Source organism: Desertivirga brevis, assembly GCF_017355835.1.
Genome location: NZ_JAFEWF010000001.1, coordinates 1,381,941 through 1,400,496 on the forward strand (window position 1 = coordinate 1,381,941; position 18,556 = coordinate 1,400,496).

Consider the following 18,556-nt stretch of genomic DNA (forward strand, 5'->3'; position numbering starts at 1 on the left):
GTATGCTGCACGGGCACGGCGACGACGGATATCTATACCAAAAGCAAATTCTGGCTGACTTTAGCACTAACGTGTGGTATGGTGGAGAACCTGCTGGTTTAAAAGAACATCTATTCTCAAAATGGCGGGGAATCAACAAGTATCCGGAAGTGGTAGCTGAAGGTTTAATTGAAAAACTAAGTAAACATCATGAGCTTCCTTCTGATCTGTTCCTAATCAATAATGGGAGTACAGAAAGTATTTATTTGGTAGCCCAGGCTTTCAAGGAAAGAAGAACAACAATTACAGTTCCCGCATTTGCCGAATACGAAGATGCCTGCAAGTTGTACGAACACGAGATCAGTTTCCTTAGGTGGGATGAGCTGAAAGATGACCTGAAACCCAACGCTGAAATCATCTTTATTTGTAATCCCAATAACCCTACCGGATACACATTTGGGGGCCTGGAAACCGTAATAAGAGCAAACCCCAATGTCCTTTTTGTGATTGACGAAGCTTTCATTGAATTTACCCTGGCGATAAATTCGCTTATCACCTTTGTAGGTCAGTTTGAAAATCTTATAATACTTCGATCATTAACCAAAGCCTATGCTATACCAGGGCTTCGTTTAGGCTATATTGTTGCATCAAAAGAGATTATAAAGAAACTAAAATCATTAAAGTATCCCTGGTCTGTAAATACCCTGGCAATAGAAGCTGGGAGGTTTATCTTCGACAATTATGAGTCTATTCAAATTCCATTACATCAATTACTTGAAGAGAAGGAACGATTCTCTGGCCAGCTGAGGACCACAGGGATAAAGGTTTACGAAAGTAGTACCCATTTCTTTATTGCTGAAACACCAAAATTTAGTGCCGCTGATCTAAAACGTTTTTTAATTGATAATTTTGGCATTCTTATTCGTGATGCCAGTAATTTCAAAACTTTAGGAGAAGAACATTTCCGGCTGGCAACATTAGAAGCAGATAAAAATGAACTTTTAATCAAGGCTATGAAAGAATGGATGAGTTCCGGCTGTTAATTGTCTCCCTTTTTGCAGGCTATCTACTTGATCTTATTTTTGGCGATCCTGAATCCCTTCCTCATCCGGTAAGGGTTTATGGAAATGCTATATCACTGGGAGAAAAACTCCTGAACACTGGCAGGGGAAGGTTGATCAAAGGGAGTATTCTATCAATAACCCTATGTACATTTTGCTTTCTCTTCTTTTACTTCCTCCAAAAACTATTATTGCAGGTACATCCTATCGCTTATTTTATCAGCGCAAGTATTTCTGTTTTCTATGGACTAGCTAATAAAGGATTAATTCAGGAAGGACGAAAGGTGTTCAATGTACTGGAATTTGAGGGACTGGAAGCCGGAAGAAAACAGTTATCGCGCATTGTTGGTCGCGATACCGGGAGGTTAAATCCGCAGCAAATAAGGACTGCTGTTCTCGAGACAGTATCTGAAAACCTCAGCGATGGTGTTATTGCCCCGCTGTTCTACTTCGCGGTTGCAGGAATCCCGGGGTTAATGACCTATAAAATGATTAACACGCTGGATTCGATGCTTGGATACAGAAACGAACGATATGAGAAATTTGGAAAATTTGCAGCCAGGCTTGACGACGTTGCGAATCTTATTCCAGCACGGCTTACTGCTATGTTAATGGCTACATCGGGTTTAAGTATACGTGCACTTCAATTCGTTTATAAATATGGCCGGAAGCATAAAAGTCCCAATTCTGGCTATCCAGAAGCGGCATTGGCTGGTATACTCGATATACGTTTTGGTGGACCAAACGTCTACCATGGTATTTTGGTGGATAAGCCTTTTATTGGCGCAAATAACAGAGAGATAAGTCACGATGATTTTGACATAGCTGCAAGGATCAATCATACCAGCACCTTACTAATGATTATTCTGATAGTAGTTTTAAGTTTTGCTTTACATGCCTAAATATATTATAACCGGTGGGCCGGGAGCGGGAAAAACCAGTTTACTGACTGAACTACAGGAGCTGGGATATTCGGTATCTGAAGAGGCCTCCAGGCAACTGATCATAGAAGAAGTAAACAAAGGTTCTAATTGTCTTCCTTGGATAGACTTGAGTGCATTTGCCGAAAAAGCGTTAGAGCGTATGCGTGAACTTTACTTTGCTGCACCCGATAATACGGTTACTTTCTTTGATCGCGGCATACCTGATATTATTGCGTATCTCAAAGCTGCATCAATTGATCCTGACGCGAAATACTATCAGGCATTATTCAAATGTCAGTATCAATCAAAGGTATTTATACTTGCCCCCTGGGAAAGCATTTATGTGAATGACAGTGAACGCTGGCAAACATTTGAGGAGGCAGGCAGGCTGTACGAATCAATTAAAGAGACATATGAAGAGCTTGGCTTCGAATTGATCGAGCTCCCGAGAGCCAGTACCAAAGAACGAGCGGAATTTGTAGTGGCACATATTGAGAATCTCGTTTCAACAACAAAATAATGGAGCAAAACCGCCTCATCCCCCAGTTTTTAATAGCTGCACCATCCAGTAATTCAGGTAAAACCACCCTTACTTTAGGACTGCTTAAAGCTCTTTCAAACCAGGGATTAAAAGTACAAGCTTTTAAATGTGGTCCTGATTATATTGATCCCATTCTTCACAGACGAGCAAGTGGTTTTGCTTCTATTAATATAGATACCTTTATGGCCTCGTCGGCTCATGCAAAAAGCCTCTACGCAAAGTACACGAACGAGGCCGATACAGCTGTTATTGAGGGAGTAATGGGTTTGTTTGATGGAGCCTATAAAATGAAAGGAAGCGGAGCTGAAATAGCTTCAATGCTGAATATTCCAGTAATTTTAGTGGTTGATGCCAGGGCAATGGCTTATTCTGCAGCTGCCCTGATCTACGGTTTTAAAAACTTTTGTAAAGACATTCATTTAGCTGGGGTTATTTTTAACCGCGTTAAAACAAGTTCTCACTATAGTTTTCTTGTCGATGCCTGTACGGATGCAGGTGTTGAAGCATTAGGATATCTTACCCCTCAGGAGAATATTGAAATCCCGTCGAGACATTTAGGTTTGAGCATCGACACGCAGGTTAATATAGAAGCCATCTGTAGCCGTATTGCTGATGCTCTACAAAAAACTGTCGATATCCCGCGTTTGCTTGAATTAACATCTAAACCTGTACCTGCTTTACAAAAACGGACGGAGCCATCTCCGGGTCGCCCAGAAAGGATCCGGATTGCTGTAGCAAAAGATGAAGCTTTCAGTTTTACCTATCAAGAGAATCTAGAAGCCTTCAAGGAAGTGGGAGAAGTTGTTTTCTTCAGTCCTCTGCATGATAAACGCTTACCGGAATGCGATCTGCTATACCTGGCTGGAGGTTATCCTGAGCTTTTTCTGGAACAATTGAGTCAGAACCTGGAAATGCTATTGGCCGTGAGGACCTACTGTGGAGCAGGAGGAAGAACACTAGCTGAGTGTGGAGGAATGATGTACCTGGGAGAATCAATCATGGATCAGGCGGGTGAAAGTTTTCCTATGGTAGGCTTCCTGCCCCTGTCAACGTCGATGGTCGTACCTAAATTACATTTAGGTTACAGGGAAATGGTTATGGAAGGTCTGCATATAAAAGGGCACGAATTTCATTATTCCAGTTGCAGTAAATCAGAGGAGGTTACTGCGCTCGAATGCAAGATTATGAATGCAAAAGGTGCAGAAGTTGATACAAAGATCTTTAAAATACAATCAACGATCGCATCCTATATCCATTTTTACTGGGCTGAAGATCCTAGCTTCCTGAAAGGCCTTTTTGGACTTTCTAATGGCTCGTAATAGCTAGGTTGTAATTCACAAATCCTTTCTTGTACTTCTTAAATCATTCTTCGTAAATTACTGTTCTTCGTAAATCGTAAATCGTAATTCGTCAATCGTAATTCGTAAATCCCACTGGCACTTCGTCAATCGTAATTCGTCAATCGTAAATCTTAATACCTTTGCTCTCAACTGTAATTGAACAGCTTGTAAGAGCTGGCTGCTGACAAATCCGTAATGAGAGAAATAAAGCGACAACGAATTACCCGTCCAGATGGTAAGTCTATAAACCTGGTGCAACGAAGGGGCCATTTATCCTATTGCTATAATGCCTGTTGTTGCGGGAGAACCGATCGTGGTTATGCGGCGGTTCCGGTAGACCATTATAAGAATCAATGGCTGAAACGAAAACTTAGGAATATTGTACACCTTACCAAGGGAGGTTGTCTTGGTCCCTGTACGCTGGCTAATGTAGCAACCCTGCTTTTTGATGGGAATTCTGTTTGGTTTCACTCGATCAACAGCGAGTGGCAGGTGACGGCTATTTTCGATTACATACAAAGCATGGTAGAGGCAGACGCTTTCCTGGTTCCTCCGGCAGAGCTGAACGAATACGTTTTCCAATTTTATACCTGGAAAGGATCTGAAAGCCACACACTTGCAGGAGAATCGCCTGACCCTTCAGAAGGAATAGTATTCCTGACCCATGCCGACACCGATCTTCTTACTTTAAACCGTGCCTTACAGGTTTTGCCTGAAAACTTTCCCAAAACACTGGGAATTAATTTGCAGGCTGTAAAAACGGAATCACACATGGCACAGCTTCTGGATAGAGAACTGGCAGTTGCACAGATCATTATCCTTAGAATCCTGGGTCGGCCAAGTAGTGTTCCAGGTTTTAATGAACTAGTGAAACGGGCAAATGAAAGAAATCAACAATTGATAGTTGTTAGTGGAACGGGTGAATTAAATCCTGAATTTGCAGCAATATCTACTGTTTCGCCTGCAATCCTTCAGGACACCTTATTGTACCTGCAAGCTAGCGGACATATCAACCTGGTTAACCTGCTTCATTTCCTTTCAGACCACCTATTACTAACAGGATTTGGATATGAAGCACCTTTGGACCTGCCAGACCACGGGATCTATCATCCGACACTGCCGGAGAATGCAACTCTAGAGGATTGGGAAAAGATCTATAATCCTATTCTACCTACTGCTGGAATTACCTTCTACCGCGCTCATTACTTAAGTGGAAATACTGCCTTCATTGATAAGCTTGTAGAAAGTCTGGAAGAAAAGGGAATGAATGTATTACCCGTCTTTACTTCTTCCCTCAAAGCTACAAACAAGGGTAGCAGCTGGCCTTCCGCTTTTAACTTCTTTAAGTGGAATGGGGAAACAGCAATAGATATACTTATTAACACGGTCTCCTTTGCGATGCAAGATTCTGAGCAGTATGGAAGTAATGCAGAAAGCCCCCTAATCCAGCTAGACGTGCCCATCTTGCAGGCTATTAGCAGTGGCATGACAAAAGGCTCATGGGAAAACTCGACCCGAGGTCTCAATCCGCTTGATACTGCAATGAATGTGGCCATTCCGGAATTCGACGGGAGGATTATAACAGTCCCCATTTCATTTAAAGAAAGAGAGAGGGAGACGAAAGGCTACGAAGCACAGGAGGACCGGATCGATCGTGTTGCTGGTATTGCCTATCGATTTGCGCGCTTGAGGCATTTAAAGAATTCTGAGAAAAAAATTGCTTTTATATTCACCAACTCAAGCACTAAAGCTTCCCAGATCGGGAATGCTGTTGGTCTCGATGCTCCCGCCTCCCTCCTAGCTATCCTGCAGGCGATGCAAGCGGAAGGTTACGATATTGGAGAACTTCCGGAAACAGGAACAGACATTATTCACGAGCTGATCAACCGCTGTTCTTACGATGAGAATTATCTTTCTGCAGTGCAATTGGAAAATGCGGTTGGAAAAGTCAGTGCAGATAGATATAAGCAATGGTTCCTGGATTTACCTGAGCAGTTGCGTACAAAGATGCAAAAGCAGTGGGGCCCTCCTCCTGGAGAGACCTATGTGCATGAAAATGCGATTTGCTTTGCCGGGATTAACTATGGGAACGCTCTTGTTGCACTTCAGCCGCCAAGGGGATATGGCATGGACGCTGATGCCATCTATCACCAACCCGACCTCCCTCCTACGCATCACTACCATGCTTTTTATCGCTGGTTAAGGGATGGCTGGGGAGCTGACGCCATTGTACATGTTGGTAAACATGGTACTTTGGAATGGCTGCCCGGAAAAGGTATCGGACTTTCCGAAAACTGCTTTCCCGATGCATTTCTTGCCGATCTTCCATTGTTCTATCCATTTATTATTAATGACCCGGGAGAAGGTTCACAGGCAAAGCGCAGGGCACATGCTGTTGTCATTGATCACCTGACCCCGCCCATGACAACAGCAGACACGTACGGAGAACTTGCTCAGCTCACTCAACTGGTGGACGAATATTATCAGGTGGAGACCCTTGATCCTACAAAATTACCGCTTCTGCAAAGGCAGATCTGGGAACTGATCCAGAAAGCAAATCTGGATAAGGACCTTGCACTTTTGCTACGTAAGGATCATGGTGACCACGTTCATGAATGGGACGATGAACTTACCCCTGAAGGCGTGCCTGTGAGCCTCGCCGAGATGGAGGGGAAGGACGTTTCGCATTTGATTGAAGATATAGATGGTTATTTATGTGAACTGGGCGCAGCGCAGATACGAAGCGGACTTCATATTTTGGGAGAAATGCCGCAGGGTGAAGCTCTGGTAGACATGCTTCAGGCATTAACGCGATTACCAAATCTCGGCGTTGGAAGTCTGCCAGCTTCAATAGCAGCCCTATTTGACCTTGACTTTCATGCCTTGCAGTCAGACAAAGGGAAGCGTCTGGATAATATAACAGAAAAGTTTAGCGAAGTGGCAGGGCGACCGTTATCTTCTGCAGCTGACGCACTTGAAGTTATAGATGAATTAGGAAAGCATCTTCTGCTTTTATTGCAAAAACAGGGATTTAGAAAAGATTCTATTGAAAGCACCTTGAAAGAGACCTTTGGCAACCATAAGCCGCAAAGCTTTGAAGGGATTTATGCTACCCTTGGATATATTTGTGATAAGATCCTTCCTAACCTTGACCAAACTTATGATGAGATCAACAACCTTTTACATGCCCTGTCTGGCGGCTATATACCTGCAGGACCCAGCGGTGCTCCTACAAGGGGGATGGCCCATATTCTTCCTACGGGAAAAAACTTTTATACCTCTGATCCCAGAGCCCTTCCTTCTCAAACCGCATGGGAAGTTGGCCAACAGCTTGCACGTGAGGTGCTGGACAGGCATCTTAGGGAAACCGGACGCTATCCGGAAAATGTGGGGATAAGCGTTTGGGGGACAAGTGCAATGCGTACTCAGGGGGATGATGTAGCAGAGATCCTGGCTCTCTTTGGAGTTCGACCGGTGTGGCAGAACGAAAGCCGAAGGGTAACGAGTTTAGAGGTGATATCGCTTGAAGAATTAAAACGTCCAAGGATAGACGTTACTACCCGGATAAGCGGTTTCTTCCGGGATGCATTTCCTCATTTAATAGAACTTATTGATCAGGCAGTTCAGCTTGTCATAAGTCTTGATGAGCCCTTGGATCAGAACTTCGTGAGGAAACATTACCTGAAAGATCTTGAAGAACTGCAGCAGGAAGAGATAAGTCCTGAAGAAGCTGAACAACGAGCATCTTACCGGATCTTTGGTTCGCCGCCGGGAAGTTACGGAGCAGGCATCCTACCACTTATCCAGGAACGGAACTGGCAGTCGGATGCTGATTTTGCTCAAACCTATATTAACTGGGGCGGATATGCTTATTCATCGTCTGTAAGTGGAGTTGACGCAAGGAATGAATTTAAGCAAGTATTATCGCGTGTTGAGGTAGCTCTCCACAATCAGGACAACCGGGAGCATGATATTTTTGACAGTGACGATTATCTGCAATTTCATGGTGGAATGATCGCATCGATCAGGAGCCTGACCGGTCATCGCCCGAGAGCTTATTTTGGAGATAGTCAGGACCCATCACGAGCAATTGTAAGAGATTTGAAGGAAGAGGCCCTACGGGTTTTCCGGTCGAGGGTTGTTAATCCTAAATGGCTGGAGAGCATTAAAAAACACGGATACAAGGGAGGTTTGGAACTTACGGCAACGGTTGATTATCTTTTCGGCTATGATGCTACAGCTCAGGTGGCAGACGATTGGATGTACGAAAAAGTTGCGGAGACCTACGCGTTGGATAAAGATATGCAGGCCTTTTTTGAACAGAATAACCCATGGGCTTTGAATGCTATAGCAGAACGGTTATTGGAAGCGGCACAGCGGAAAATGTGGGAGGTGCCTGATCCTGATACTCTGAAATCGTTACAGGATATTTATCTTCAAAGCGAAAATATGCTTGAAGTCAAAAACGAAGCATAAATCATTCAAAAAAACAGCAATCAGGCAAATGATATATCCTTTTACGGCAATTGTAGGGCAGGAGAAATTAAAGAAGGCACTTTTATTATGTGCAATAAATCCTTCAATCGGAGGAGTTTTAATAAGAGGTGATAAAGGTACGGCTAAAAGTACAGCCGCCAGGGCTCTGGCCAAGATAGTTCCTCCTATTTCCAGAACGGTTGGCTGCAGGTTTAATTGTCCCGATCATGCTCCTTTAAGCATCTGTGAAGCCTGCATGCAAATAGAAAAAGAGCTTGAATTGGTACAAGTCCCCTTTGTCAACCTACCATTAGGAGCATCAGAGGAACGGGTTTTAGGACAGTTAGACCTCGAAGGCATTCTAATTGAAAAGAAAAAGAAACTTCAACCCGGCCTACTTGCATCGGCCCATCAGGGGATTTTGTATATCGACGAGGTTAACCTCCTTTCGGACCATTTAGTGGATGTATTGCTTGATGCTGCTGCTATGGGTGTAAATACCATCGAACGCGAAGGCTTATCAGTTAGTCACCCATCCCGTTTCACCCTCATCGGAACCATGAACATTGAAGAAGGGAATTTACGTCCGCAATTGCTTGACCGTTTTGGGTTAATGGTTGATGTGGAAGCCCCTGCAAGCATTGAGGAACGGACGGAAGTTGTTCGCCGTCGGGTTGCCTATGAAAGCGACCCTGCAAGCTTTATTGCAAGGTGGAGGGAAGAACAAGAAACGTTACGCAGTCAACTTATTACTGCAAAGGAATTACTACCGCAAGTACAGCTGGGGGACGATCTGTTAACGCTCATCAGTGAACTTTCAATGGGAATGGGAGTAAAAAGCCTAAGAGCAGATATTGTAATGTATAAAACAGCGCAAACGATAGCTGCATTGGAGGGACGGCCTGAAGTAACAGCCGAAGACATACGCGAAGCTGCAGAATTGGTACTGGCGCATAGAAGTCACCAAAAACCTTTTTCAGACCCAGGCTTTAACAAAGATAAGCTGGATGATATGATCAGCAAGTCGCAATCCAAACCCGATAAGGGCGAGGAAGACGAACAATCATTTGATAATGAACCAGAGGGACCTGTAAATTCGAATCCGGCGCGGGATGATAACCCTATTTCCGAAAAAACTTTTGCCGCAAATCAGCCCCATTCAGTTCCGCACATCGAATTGAAGATCAACACCAAGCTGGATGAGCTTCAGGAAGGCAAGAGATCGCTTGTAGACCGTGCAAAAAAAGGAAAATATACAAGAGCTGAAAGCCTGGGAACATTAAGGGATATTGCGATCGACTCTTCTGTCTATCATGCCATTCAACGCGATCCGGAAAACTTCGAGCTCCGCAAGGAAGATATTCAACAAAAGGTACGAAATGGGAAAACAGGGAATTTAATCCTCTTTGTTGTTGATGCATCAGGCTCAATGGCTGCAAATAAACGGATGGAGGCGGTGAAGGGCACCGTTTTGAACCTATTGAAAGACGCTTACCAAAGACGGGATGAAGTGACCGTTATTGCCTTCAGGGGAATAGAGGCGAAAGTATTATTGCAACCTACCCGAAGTGTTGAACTTGCTGAAGTAGCCTTAAATAGACTACCAACAGGGGGCAGAACACCTCTCCCCCATGCTTTGCAAACGGCTTTTCAACTGGCACGAATGGCAGGTGCCACAGAAGGATTAAAACCGATCCTTGTTATTTTAAGTGATGGAAAAGCGAATGTACCCGTAGCTGGCGGTGATCCATGGGAGGAAACTCTGAATATCGCAGCAAGCATAAAAAGCGAGGAAATCCCTGGGCTGGTAATTAATACAGATGTCGACTATTTGCAACTTGGTAAAGCACAGCAAATGGCTCAGGCTCTTGGATTAGAGTATATCTCGCTGGCCGATATTGATTCAGATCAGCTAACTCCAGTGGTAAAGAAGGTTCTTTAAGATTAAAGGAAAAGCTCGTATATAAAGTAACAGCCTAAAGCGGCGGATGCGATACCGGCAATTCCGTTCATCCACTTAAAAAGAATCATATTCTTCTGTAGAAAGCGGCTCATGGTTGAAATCAGAGCATAGCTGTATATTCCCATCGTGATAATTATTCCTATGGATTCTATCACCAGGACCATGATCGATTCCTGCATTGTAGAAGCACTGATCACTAAAGCAGAAGTTAAAACCCCACCTGTTCCTGCAAGGCCATGAAGCATGCCAACCCAGAAGGAGCGGTTGAAGGGACCTGCTGTTTTTTCCTGCACATGAGTTGGCTGCAGGTGATCAGTGTTTTGGTTTAGATGCAGGGTTTTCTGTTGATACCGCGCCATCATAACATCTATCCTCTTATTTCGCTTTATAGCTTGAATCCCAAGGAGGATCATAATCGGACCAATACAAATCTGAGCCCATTGAGAAATATCACTCACAAAAAAGTGTAAGGAAGACTTAAAGATCAGCGCAATGCCGCCAAAAAGCAGCAAAGTTACAGAATGCCCTAATGCCCATTGCGAAGCACGAAGCATAACTCTCCAGGACAGTCTTTTTTTACTTGCAGCATTTTCAGCAGCAAGCACAGAAACGGCCGTAACGTGGTCTGGCTCAAAGGAATGAAGAACGCCTGCCAGAAGAGGCCTGCTGATATTTAATATACTCATTTCTATAGGGTAGCGCGTGGTGTAACGCAAGTCAATTCCAGCTAAGAATAGCGTCGGCAAGTTAGTCCATTGTTTTTCAATGGCCAAGAAGAACTTCATTTGCTTTCATCTTTCGTTTATGAGTTTCTGCTTATGAAGGTTTTTAATATTATTTAATCCGATAAATTACCCTACATTTGCAGCGCAAAAGGTAGCAGTTCTGCATAGAACGCTTTAATAGGGAATACCGGTGAAAATCCGGAACAGTCTCCGCTGCTGTAACCTCATAAAAGAACCTGCAAAATGCCACTGTTGAAACAACCAAATGTACGACGGGAAGGCGCAGAGTTCGGGGAAAGTCAGAAGACCTGCCTTTAATAATTACTCATTAATGCTTTCGGAAGAAAGGCAGAGAAATATGCTAGAAATCAAAACTCAGTTCAAGTCAATCAGAGAAGGGATTTTTCTGAAAGGCGCAATCCAGGCACTAAAAACAGGAGCATTTATAGTTTTACTATCTCCTTTGTCCTTATTTGCGCAGACAGGAAAAGCGACAGCTAAAAGCACCATTAAGTATGCCAGGGGCTTTGCTATAAGCTATCGAGGAAATTACAAGGTGCTAAGCATTCTTAATTACTACAACGACCAGACCGATACCCTTCGATACCTGTTGCTGGACCGTAAGGCCGCTGTTCCAAAAGGCTTTTCAAACACCCAGGTCATTCGCACCCCAGTTAAAAGTCTGATCACCATGTCTTCTATGCACATTGCGCTGACAGAATTTGCGGGAGCGGCAAACCTGATCTCGGGCCAGGGTAATTTTAAATATGTTTCCTCGCCCCTCGTCAGGAAGAACATTAAAGCCGGAAAGGTCAAAGAAGTGGGACTGGATGGAGAGCTGAACCAGGAGCTGATCATTTCAATGCGTCCTGACGTGCTGATGGTAATGGGTAATCCTTCGGCCCGTTTCAGTAAGTACCAAACTTTGGTTAACGCTAAGGTCCCTGTTCTCGCGATGAATGAATGGCTCGAGACTAATCCCCTGGGACGAATGGAGTGGGTGAAGCTGGTTGCGGCCTTGACCAATAACGAAGCTATGGTTAACCAAAAGTTCGAAAAGGTTGAGAAAGAGTACGCGAGACTTGTACAGGTTGCCAAAAAGGCTAAAACAAGACCTCTGGTAATTACAGGAATGCCCTTTAAGGGTACCTGGAATGTTCCTGATGCTGATAGCTATAACACAAAGCTTTTCCACGACGCCGGCGCCTCTTATCACTGGTCGAAGCAAAAAGGGACAGGCAGTTTACCCTTAACATTTGAAGCAGTAGCTCCCGTAGCACTAAAGGCCGACTATTGGTTGAATATTGGTTACGTTAACTCCAAACTAGACGTTATTGCAAAAGATGAACGTTTTACAGCTTTTAAGCCGTTCAAAACCGGCAAGATGTTCAATTATAATAAACGGATTAACGATGTGGGCTCTAACGATTATTGGGAGTCGGGCGGTGTTAACCCTCATTTGATCCTGGCAGATCTCATCAAGATCCTACATCCGGAATTATTGCCGAACTACAAGCTTTTCTATTACAAACAATTGCAATAAGCATTCTCATTACACGAGAAACCTCCATTTAAATTAATTCAATGAAGTTCAAATTTCGTTCGTCTTTGGCTTTGCTGGCCCTTTGCTGCAGTCAATTCGATTATTCTCTGGCTCAAGATCTTCGATCAGACAGCTTATCCTCCAGGCACCAGTTGGACACAGTAACCGTAAGTTCGACCAGAAACTCTGTAAGCAGGGATAAAGTTCCCCAAAATATCACCGTTATTAGTAAGGCTGCTATCGCCTTAACTCCTTCGTCAGAGCTTACGGATATTATTAAAAAAAATAGCTCTGTTAATGTTATTCAATATCCGGGTCTTTCGGCCGGGGTAAGCATTCGGGGGTTCAGGCCTCAATTTAGCGGACTTAACCAAAGAACCCTTTTATTAGTGGATGGTAGACCTGCGGGAACGGCGAATATTTCAACGATCAACACCTCCGACGTTGAGCGTGTGGAAATTTTGAAAGGTCCGGCGTCTGCTTTATATGGGTCGCAGGCGATGGGCGGTGTCGTTAACATCATCACAAGAAGATCTACGGGAACACCGAGGACAAATCTGTTTGCAGAGTATGGCTCTTTCGAAACATTTAAGGCAGGAGGAAGTACTGGTGGTTCCATAAATAAGCGCTTAGATTACGACTTATCATTCAACATCTTTGACCGTAACAAGAACATGAGGCTTGGAAAAAACAATATGCTTCGCGACTGGTTCGGGTACGATATTGCCGTAAAGAATTTCCTGACCGGCGATACAGCGCATATTGACGACAGGCGTTCGGATGGATTGAAACGTGAATATACAAGGGTGAATTACAACAATCAGAACATTCGTTTTGGCTATAAATTATCTGACAATTGGAGAGCAGATGTGAAGGCTGAACGTTTCGCTGCAATGAATGTGGAAGCTCCCAGCGATATCACGTACATCAATGCCCGTCCTTCCTCAAAGGATCTCAATAAATACATGGGAGAGGCTTCTGTTTCAGGAAAGATTGCAAATCATCAGGTTTCTTTGCGAGGATATCTAACCACTGAGGACAGTGCAAATAAAGACCTGCAAAATAATGGAGTAGTTATTCCTCCTTATATTTCCTACATGGCTACATCTAAGTGGAATGGCCTTCAATTAAAAGATATATATACACTTAATGAGCATAGCCTGATTGCGGGTATTGATTACATGAGTGCAACTACCGAGTCGAGAAGATTTACCGATAAGGCGGAAATAGGAACCTACTCTCCTAATTACAAATTGCAATCTGTTGCTGCATATTTGCAGGCACAACTAAGCTTTTTTGAAAACAGGCTTTTAGTTAATCCTGGTGCACGTTACGACATGATCACTTACGATGTAAAGTCAACACCACTTTTAACAAATTACAGTCCGGGAAAAGAAACAAATCCATTTTTCAGTCCCAGTTTAGCAACACAATTTAACATTCTAAAATCACTTGCCATCCACGGAAGTTTCGGCAGAGCCTTCGTTACTCCTGATGCGTATAACGTAGCTGGGTACTCCGAGAATGTAGGTCCTGGTAAAGTAGACGTAACTCGCGGCAACCCTGGCTTGAAGAATGAAAGCTCTATTTCCTGGGATGCCGGATTACGAGTTTTCAAAACAAATTTCGGATTATCGGCTGATGTTACCTATTTCTTTACTGATGTTGAAAACAGGATAACAAAAAGTGTTTCGGCAGCGGCACCTGGTGAAAAGACCCCGAATGGAGCTCAGATAACGAATGTTACAACTTATGTCAATGCAGATAAGGCATTTATCAGGGGCTTGGAATGGGAAGTTTCGTACGACCTGGGAGCTTTGTATGATCATACTTATGTCTTGCGCTTCTACGCTGATGCAACGCATAATTTCAAAGCCACCGAAGTCACAGTAGGATCCGATAGATCAACTTATAAAGGGATTAACAATGTGGCGAAGTTCACAGGTAACTTTGGGGTTGAGTACAATACGTTAAAAGGCGTAGCAATTCGCTTAAACAACCGTTACGTAGGAAATCGTACAGATATTTTTAGCGACAGTAAGGCACCTGTAATTGTCTACCCCGCATTCATGACGGTAGACCTTTCTGGCAGTTATACCTATGCTAAGAAACATACCTTTTCCTTGCTTCTTAACAACATAACTGACGAAAACTACTATGAAAAAAGAGGTTATAACCTTCAGGGAAGAAGCTTCTCGTTGAGATATGGCTTGAGTTTTTAGAGGTATATAGTCGATAAACAGAAAAGACGGTCCTCAAACGCCGTCTTTTTTTTGGTTATTGAGTACCCAGCCTCCGCAATTCCCCTATTAATTGTTCTATTGATGAACATTCGCTTCTGCCGCTATTTGTACTGATGATCCAGGTTGCTTGTGTCGTGACTTCAATCAGGGGTAATTCATTCATCTCTCCTACAACAAATCCGTTTCGTACTAAAGCTCTTTTAGTCCAAAAGGCAGCAGCTCCTCTTCCTTTCAGATTTATACTCTTTTGTCCCTCTTCGTGAATGTTAAACGTTCCGCTTTCACGGTCAAAGAGGATTCCATTTTTTTCAAATGCCTTTTCGAAAACCTCATTAAGAACGAGATCTTCCGGCAACCCAGCATCTAAGGTTCCGTCCTTTTTTAACAGCCATATCTTATCCGCAACTTGCAGGGCCAAATCCAGCTCGTGGGTTGATACCAAAATAGCTTTATTGGTTTCCTTGGCCAGACGATGCAGTAAGCGCATCATTTCGATCCGGCTAGGAAGGTCGAGGTGGGCGGTGGGTTCGTCCAGTACAATAAGGGGCGTGTCCTGGGCAAGGGCTCTTGCCAGCATCACTTTCTGTGATTCACCGTCACTTAACTGCCCTATCTTCCTATCCAGGAAACCCTCCAGGTGGGTGGCAGCGATAGACTGCCGGATAATTTCCCTGTCTTTTTTCCCCAGACGTCCAAGCCATCCCGAATATGGATTTCTTCCAAGCGAAATAAGGGAATAAACATCCAGGTTCGACGACCGTACAGGATCAGTGAGTACGACACTCAGTTTGGTTGCAATTTCTATAGGTTTTAAATTGGAAAGAAGTGTTCCTTCGATTTGCACAGTTCCTTCGAAGGGGTCTTGTAAGCCGGCTATACTGCGAATTAGTGTCGACTTCCCAGCGCCATTCGGTCCCAGCAAACAAACCAGCTCTCCTGCTTTCATGGAGATATTTAAGGGTCCTGCAACTCTTACTTTTTTACTACCGTTCTTGTATCCGATTGTAAGACCCTCTATGCTCAGCAGCGTATCCATTAAAAACCTCTTAAATTTTTATTCCTTACGATTACCCAGATAACAACAGGAGAACCGATAAGCGAAGTGATCACATTGATTGGCAGGGCAGTTTGACTTCCGGCAACCTGAGAGGCGATATCGCAAATAAGCATAAGGCCTACTCCAATTAAACAGCATGCGGGGATTAAGATGCGATGGTTGGAGGTGTTAAATAAGGCCCGGGCCAGGTGGGGAACAGCGATACCAACAAAGCCTATGGGACCGCAAAAAGCAGTGATACTACCTGCAAGAAGGCTAGTACTGCAAATGATTAACAAACGCGCACGATTTACTGTAAGGCCCATACTGCGGGCGTAATTTTCACCCAAAAGCAGGGCGTCGAGAAGTTTCGAAGATGCAAAAGAAACAATGAGCCCTATACCTACGGCAACAGCCAGCACAATGAGATGCTGCTTTGTTACCCCACCCAGTGACCCAAAAGTCCATAATAAGTATTCCTTGATCTGTTCCGGCGAGCTAAAGTATTGCCAGATGCTTATGATTGCCAGAGTAATATTTCCGATCATCACCCCAACAATCAACATTACTACATTATCCCTTAATGAGGCCGAGATGGCTAGTATAGCAAGCATTATAATTGCCGCTCCTACAGTAGATGCTGTAATCAACAGCCAGCTTCCACTTAGTCCCATTTCCTTTATCGTATAGATACTGGTGATTGTTCCAGCAGACAGCATGATAAGTGCTACACCCAAACTTGCACCTGCAGTAATCCCCAGAATGGAAGGACCGGCCAGAGGGTTGCGAAACAAGGTTTGCATCTGCAAGCCGCTCACGGAAAGTCCGCAGCCAACCAATACAGCCGTTATCGCCTTCGGTAGCCTGATCTCCTGAATAATATAAAGCCAGGCCTCGTCATGCGACTTCTTCGAGAACAGGATGCTGACAACCTCACTAAAGGGAATAGAAATAGTGCCGAAAGCAATATCTGCAATAAAACAGATCGCTAAAGCAAGAATCAGAAGAGGAACCAAAACACCGCTCCGGACCTTCGACGTTCCTAACGGAACCTCTTCGTCTACTGTAATTTTATCCGACATTTATTCTCTTAAAACCGGCTACTAACCTTCTTCTGTTACAGCCTTCTTCTTTCTTTTATATAAAAACAATTGCCATTTCTCTTCAGCTACACCTGCTTTATCCATTTCAGCCCTGGCAAGAGTAAAGAACAGATCTGACAGACGGTTAACATAGGAGATAATATAATCTTCAACACAGGCAGGGTCGGCTTTCATAAGAGTAACCAGTCTTCTTTCTCCACGTCTGATCTGGGTTCTGCACACATGACATAAGGCAGAGATCTCATTCCCTCCGGGCAGAAGAAAATAATCGGAAGGAGAAGTAATTCCAGCTTCCAGTTCATCAAGCCATTGCTCACAAAATACAGCACCATCAACCGGCTTTGGATTTGTATTCTCTTTATTCGAATCAGACGGACGGGCGAGGTGAGACATCATATCCATCAAATCCTTTTGAATACGATGCAAATTAGGCTGCCACTCATGATCCGCACCTAGTTTAGCTCTTAACAATCCTATAGTCGAATTTGCTTCATCTAAAGCACCATTGCACTCAATCCTTGGAGAGTCTTTATCCTCTCTTTTTCCACCGAATACTCCGGTAGTTCCTTTATCACCCTTTCTGGTATAAATCTTCATTATATCTATTTCTTAATTTTTCAATTGATACTATTATGCATTCAACATTTCCATCGGATCTGCAAACTTAAACTCGAAGTCTAACTGGCGTTTTAGCTTCTCTGAATTAATGATCTTAAAGGTAGATTGAGCGTTACTGATAAACTGAGGCGGTTCAAGGCCAATATTTAAAGAAGCTTTCGTATAAAACTCGCGCCGTGTTGGATGTACGTCAGAGCAGGCATTAAACACCTCTCCCCAGGCCCCCTGTTTCACTATCTGATAAATTACCTCTATACAATCCTCCCTATGAATAAGATTTACCGGCGCATCTCCGTTCGGCACATCTTTTTTCCCCGCAAAAAATCTTCCCGGCAACCTTTCCGGCCCTACCAGTCCTGCAAACCGTAGAACAGTAGTTTTAAAACCTGCCTCCTGCCGCAACAGATCCTCGGCTATTTTTAACGCTTTTCCACTGCCCTTCACCGGTTCCAGATCTTCATCTTCAAATACTTCCCTGTTCACATCAGGATAGACAGAAGTGGAGCTTACAAATAGCACTTTCTGAATACCGTATTCCATGACAGCCTTAATTAAATTTCTTATTTGTTCCGGGTGGAATTCCTCGATATCGTCCCTACGCTTGGGCGGAAAATTCACAATCAGAACTTCACACTTAAAAAAATCAGAAGGATCATCAGCTTCAAGCTGGGGCGACAGGGAGATTTTGAAAGGTGCTATCCCTACCCTCTCTAAGCTTTCAAATTTTTTAGGGTTTGTAACCGATCCCCTAACTTCATAACCCTTCTCCACGAGAAAAGCCCCCAGGGGAAGGCCAAGCCAACCGCAACCTAAAAGACTAATGTTCATAAGATTGATAATTTAAAAAATGGTGTGAATGAGCTTGAAGGAAATGCCGCTTATTAGAAGCAGGCGAGAATTCAAAGCAGAAGGATATTCTTTTCATTGAATGATTTTAAAAGATGAAAATCATTCATAACTAGGGGTTATCAATAGATACAACATGCATCTACTCATCAGCTTTTT

13 protein-coding genes and 1 riboswitch are annotated in these 18,556 nt (G+C 43.7%); of the genes, 8 read left to right on the forward strand and 5 right to left on the reverse strand.

What is annotated here, in order from left to right; genetic code table 11:
• Positions 1–2 precede the first annotated feature (2 nt).
• The 6 genes from J4N25_RS06045 to J4N25_RS06070 all read left to right on the forward strand — a co-directional run bounded on the left by J4N25_RS06045 (position 3) and on the right by J4N25_RS06070 (position 10,262).
• Positions 3–1,022: a pyridoxal phosphate-dependent aminotransferase gene (locus J4N25_RS06045; RefSeq protein WP_207421242.1), complete on the forward strand. Its 1,020-nt coding sequence runs from the start codon at positions 3–5 to the stop codon at positions 1,020–1,022.
• Entirely contained in the window at positions 1,001–1,942 is a 942-nt protein-coding gene (gene cbiB, locus J4N25_RS06050) for an adenosylcobinamide-phosphate synthase CbiB (RefSeq protein ID WP_207421243.1), read from the forward strand. Before J4N25_RS06045 ends, cbiB begins: the two co-directional genes overlap by 22 nt.
• Positions 1,935–2,483: an AAA family ATPase gene (locus J4N25_RS06055; RefSeq protein WP_207421244.1), complete on the forward strand. Its 549-nt coding sequence runs from the start codon at positions 1,935–1,937 to the stop codon at positions 2,481–2,483. Before cbiB ends, J4N25_RS06055 begins: the two co-directional genes overlap by 8 nt.
• Positions 2,483–3,823: a cobyrinic acid a,c-diamide synthase CobB gene (locus tag J4N25_RS06060; protein ID WP_207421245.1), complete on the forward strand. Its 1,341-nt coding sequence runs from the start codon at positions 2,483–2,485 to the stop codon at positions 3,821–3,823. Before J4N25_RS06055 ends, J4N25_RS06060 begins: the two co-directional genes overlap by 1 nt.
• Positions 3,824–4,039: 216 nt before the next feature.
• Positions 4,040–8,320 (forward strand): cobaltochelatase subunit CobN, encoded by a 4,281-nt coding sequence (locus J4N25_RS06065; RefSeq protein ID WP_207421246.1) that lies wholly within the window; start codon positions 4,040–4,042, stop codon positions 8,318–8,320.
• A gap of 28 nt (positions 8,321–8,348) precedes the next feature.
• Positions 8,349–10,262 (forward strand): magnesium chelatase subunit D family protein, encoded by a 1,914-nt coding sequence (locus J4N25_RS06070; RefSeq protein ID WP_207421247.1) that lies wholly within the window; start codon positions 8,349–8,351, stop codon positions 10,260–10,262.
• Positions 10,263–10,264: 2 nt separating this feature from the next.
• On the opposite strand, the gene J4N25_RS06075 is transcribed toward J4N25_RS06070, so the two are convergent.
• On the reverse strand, positions 10,265–11,068 hold the full coding sequence (locus tag J4N25_RS06075; RefSeq protein WP_207421248.1) for a hypothetical protein: 804 nt from the start codon (positions 11,066–11,068) through the stop codon (positions 10,265–10,267).
• A 72-nt stretch (positions 11,069–11,140) separates the two neighbouring features.
• Positions 11,141–11,338: riboswitch (cobalamin riboswitch) on the forward strand.
• 28 nt (positions 11,339–11,366) lie between these two features.
• Here J4N25_RS06075 and J4N25_RS06080 point away from each other — a divergent pair.
• Both J4N25_RS06080 and J4N25_RS06085 read left to right on the forward strand, forming a co-directional pair.
• Positions 11,367–12,551: an ABC transporter substrate-binding protein gene (locus J4N25_RS06080; protein ID WP_207421249.1), complete on the forward strand. Its 1,185-nt coding sequence runs from the start codon at positions 11,367–11,369 to the stop codon at positions 12,549–12,551.
• A 41-nt stretch (positions 12,552–12,592) separates the two neighbouring features.
• On the forward strand, positions 12,593–14,773 hold the full coding sequence (locus J4N25_RS06085) for a TonB-dependent receptor (protein ID WP_207421250.1): 2,181 nt from the start codon (positions 12,593–12,595) through the stop codon (positions 14,771–14,773).
• 55 nt (positions 14,774–14,828) lie between these two features.
• Here J4N25_RS06085 and J4N25_RS06090 read toward each other — a convergent pair whose 3' ends face one another.
• The 4 genes from J4N25_RS06090 to J4N25_RS06105 are packed head-to-tail and all read right to left on the reverse strand — an operon-like array spanning position 14,829 to position 18,379.
• Complete coding sequence (locus J4N25_RS06090) at positions 14,829–15,830, reverse strand: ABC transporter ATP-binding protein (RefSeq protein ID WP_207421251.1); 1,002 nt, start codon at positions 15,828–15,830, stop codon at positions 14,829–14,831.
• On the reverse strand, positions 15,830–16,912 hold the full coding sequence (locus tag J4N25_RS06095) for a FecCD family ABC transporter permease (protein WP_207421252.1): 1,083 nt from the start codon (positions 16,910–16,912) through the stop codon (positions 15,830–15,832). The genes J4N25_RS06090 and J4N25_RS06095 overlap by 1 nt, the downstream gene beginning before the upstream one ends.
• Before the next feature lie 21 nt (positions 16,913–16,933).
• Positions 16,934–17,530 carry a cob(I)yrinic acid a,c-diamide adenosyltransferase gene (locus tag J4N25_RS06100; protein ID WP_207421253.1) on the reverse strand — a complete coding sequence of 199 codons (597 nt, stop codon included), beginning with the start codon at positions 17,528–17,530 and terminating at the stop codon, positions 16,934–16,936.
• A gap of 33 nt (positions 17,531–17,563) precedes the next feature.
• Positions 17,564–18,379: an SDR family oxidoreductase gene (locus J4N25_RS06105; RefSeq protein WP_207421254.1), complete on the reverse strand. Its 816-nt coding sequence runs from the start codon at positions 18,377–18,379 to the stop codon at positions 17,564–17,566.
• Positions 18,380–18,556: the final 177 nt, after the last annotated feature.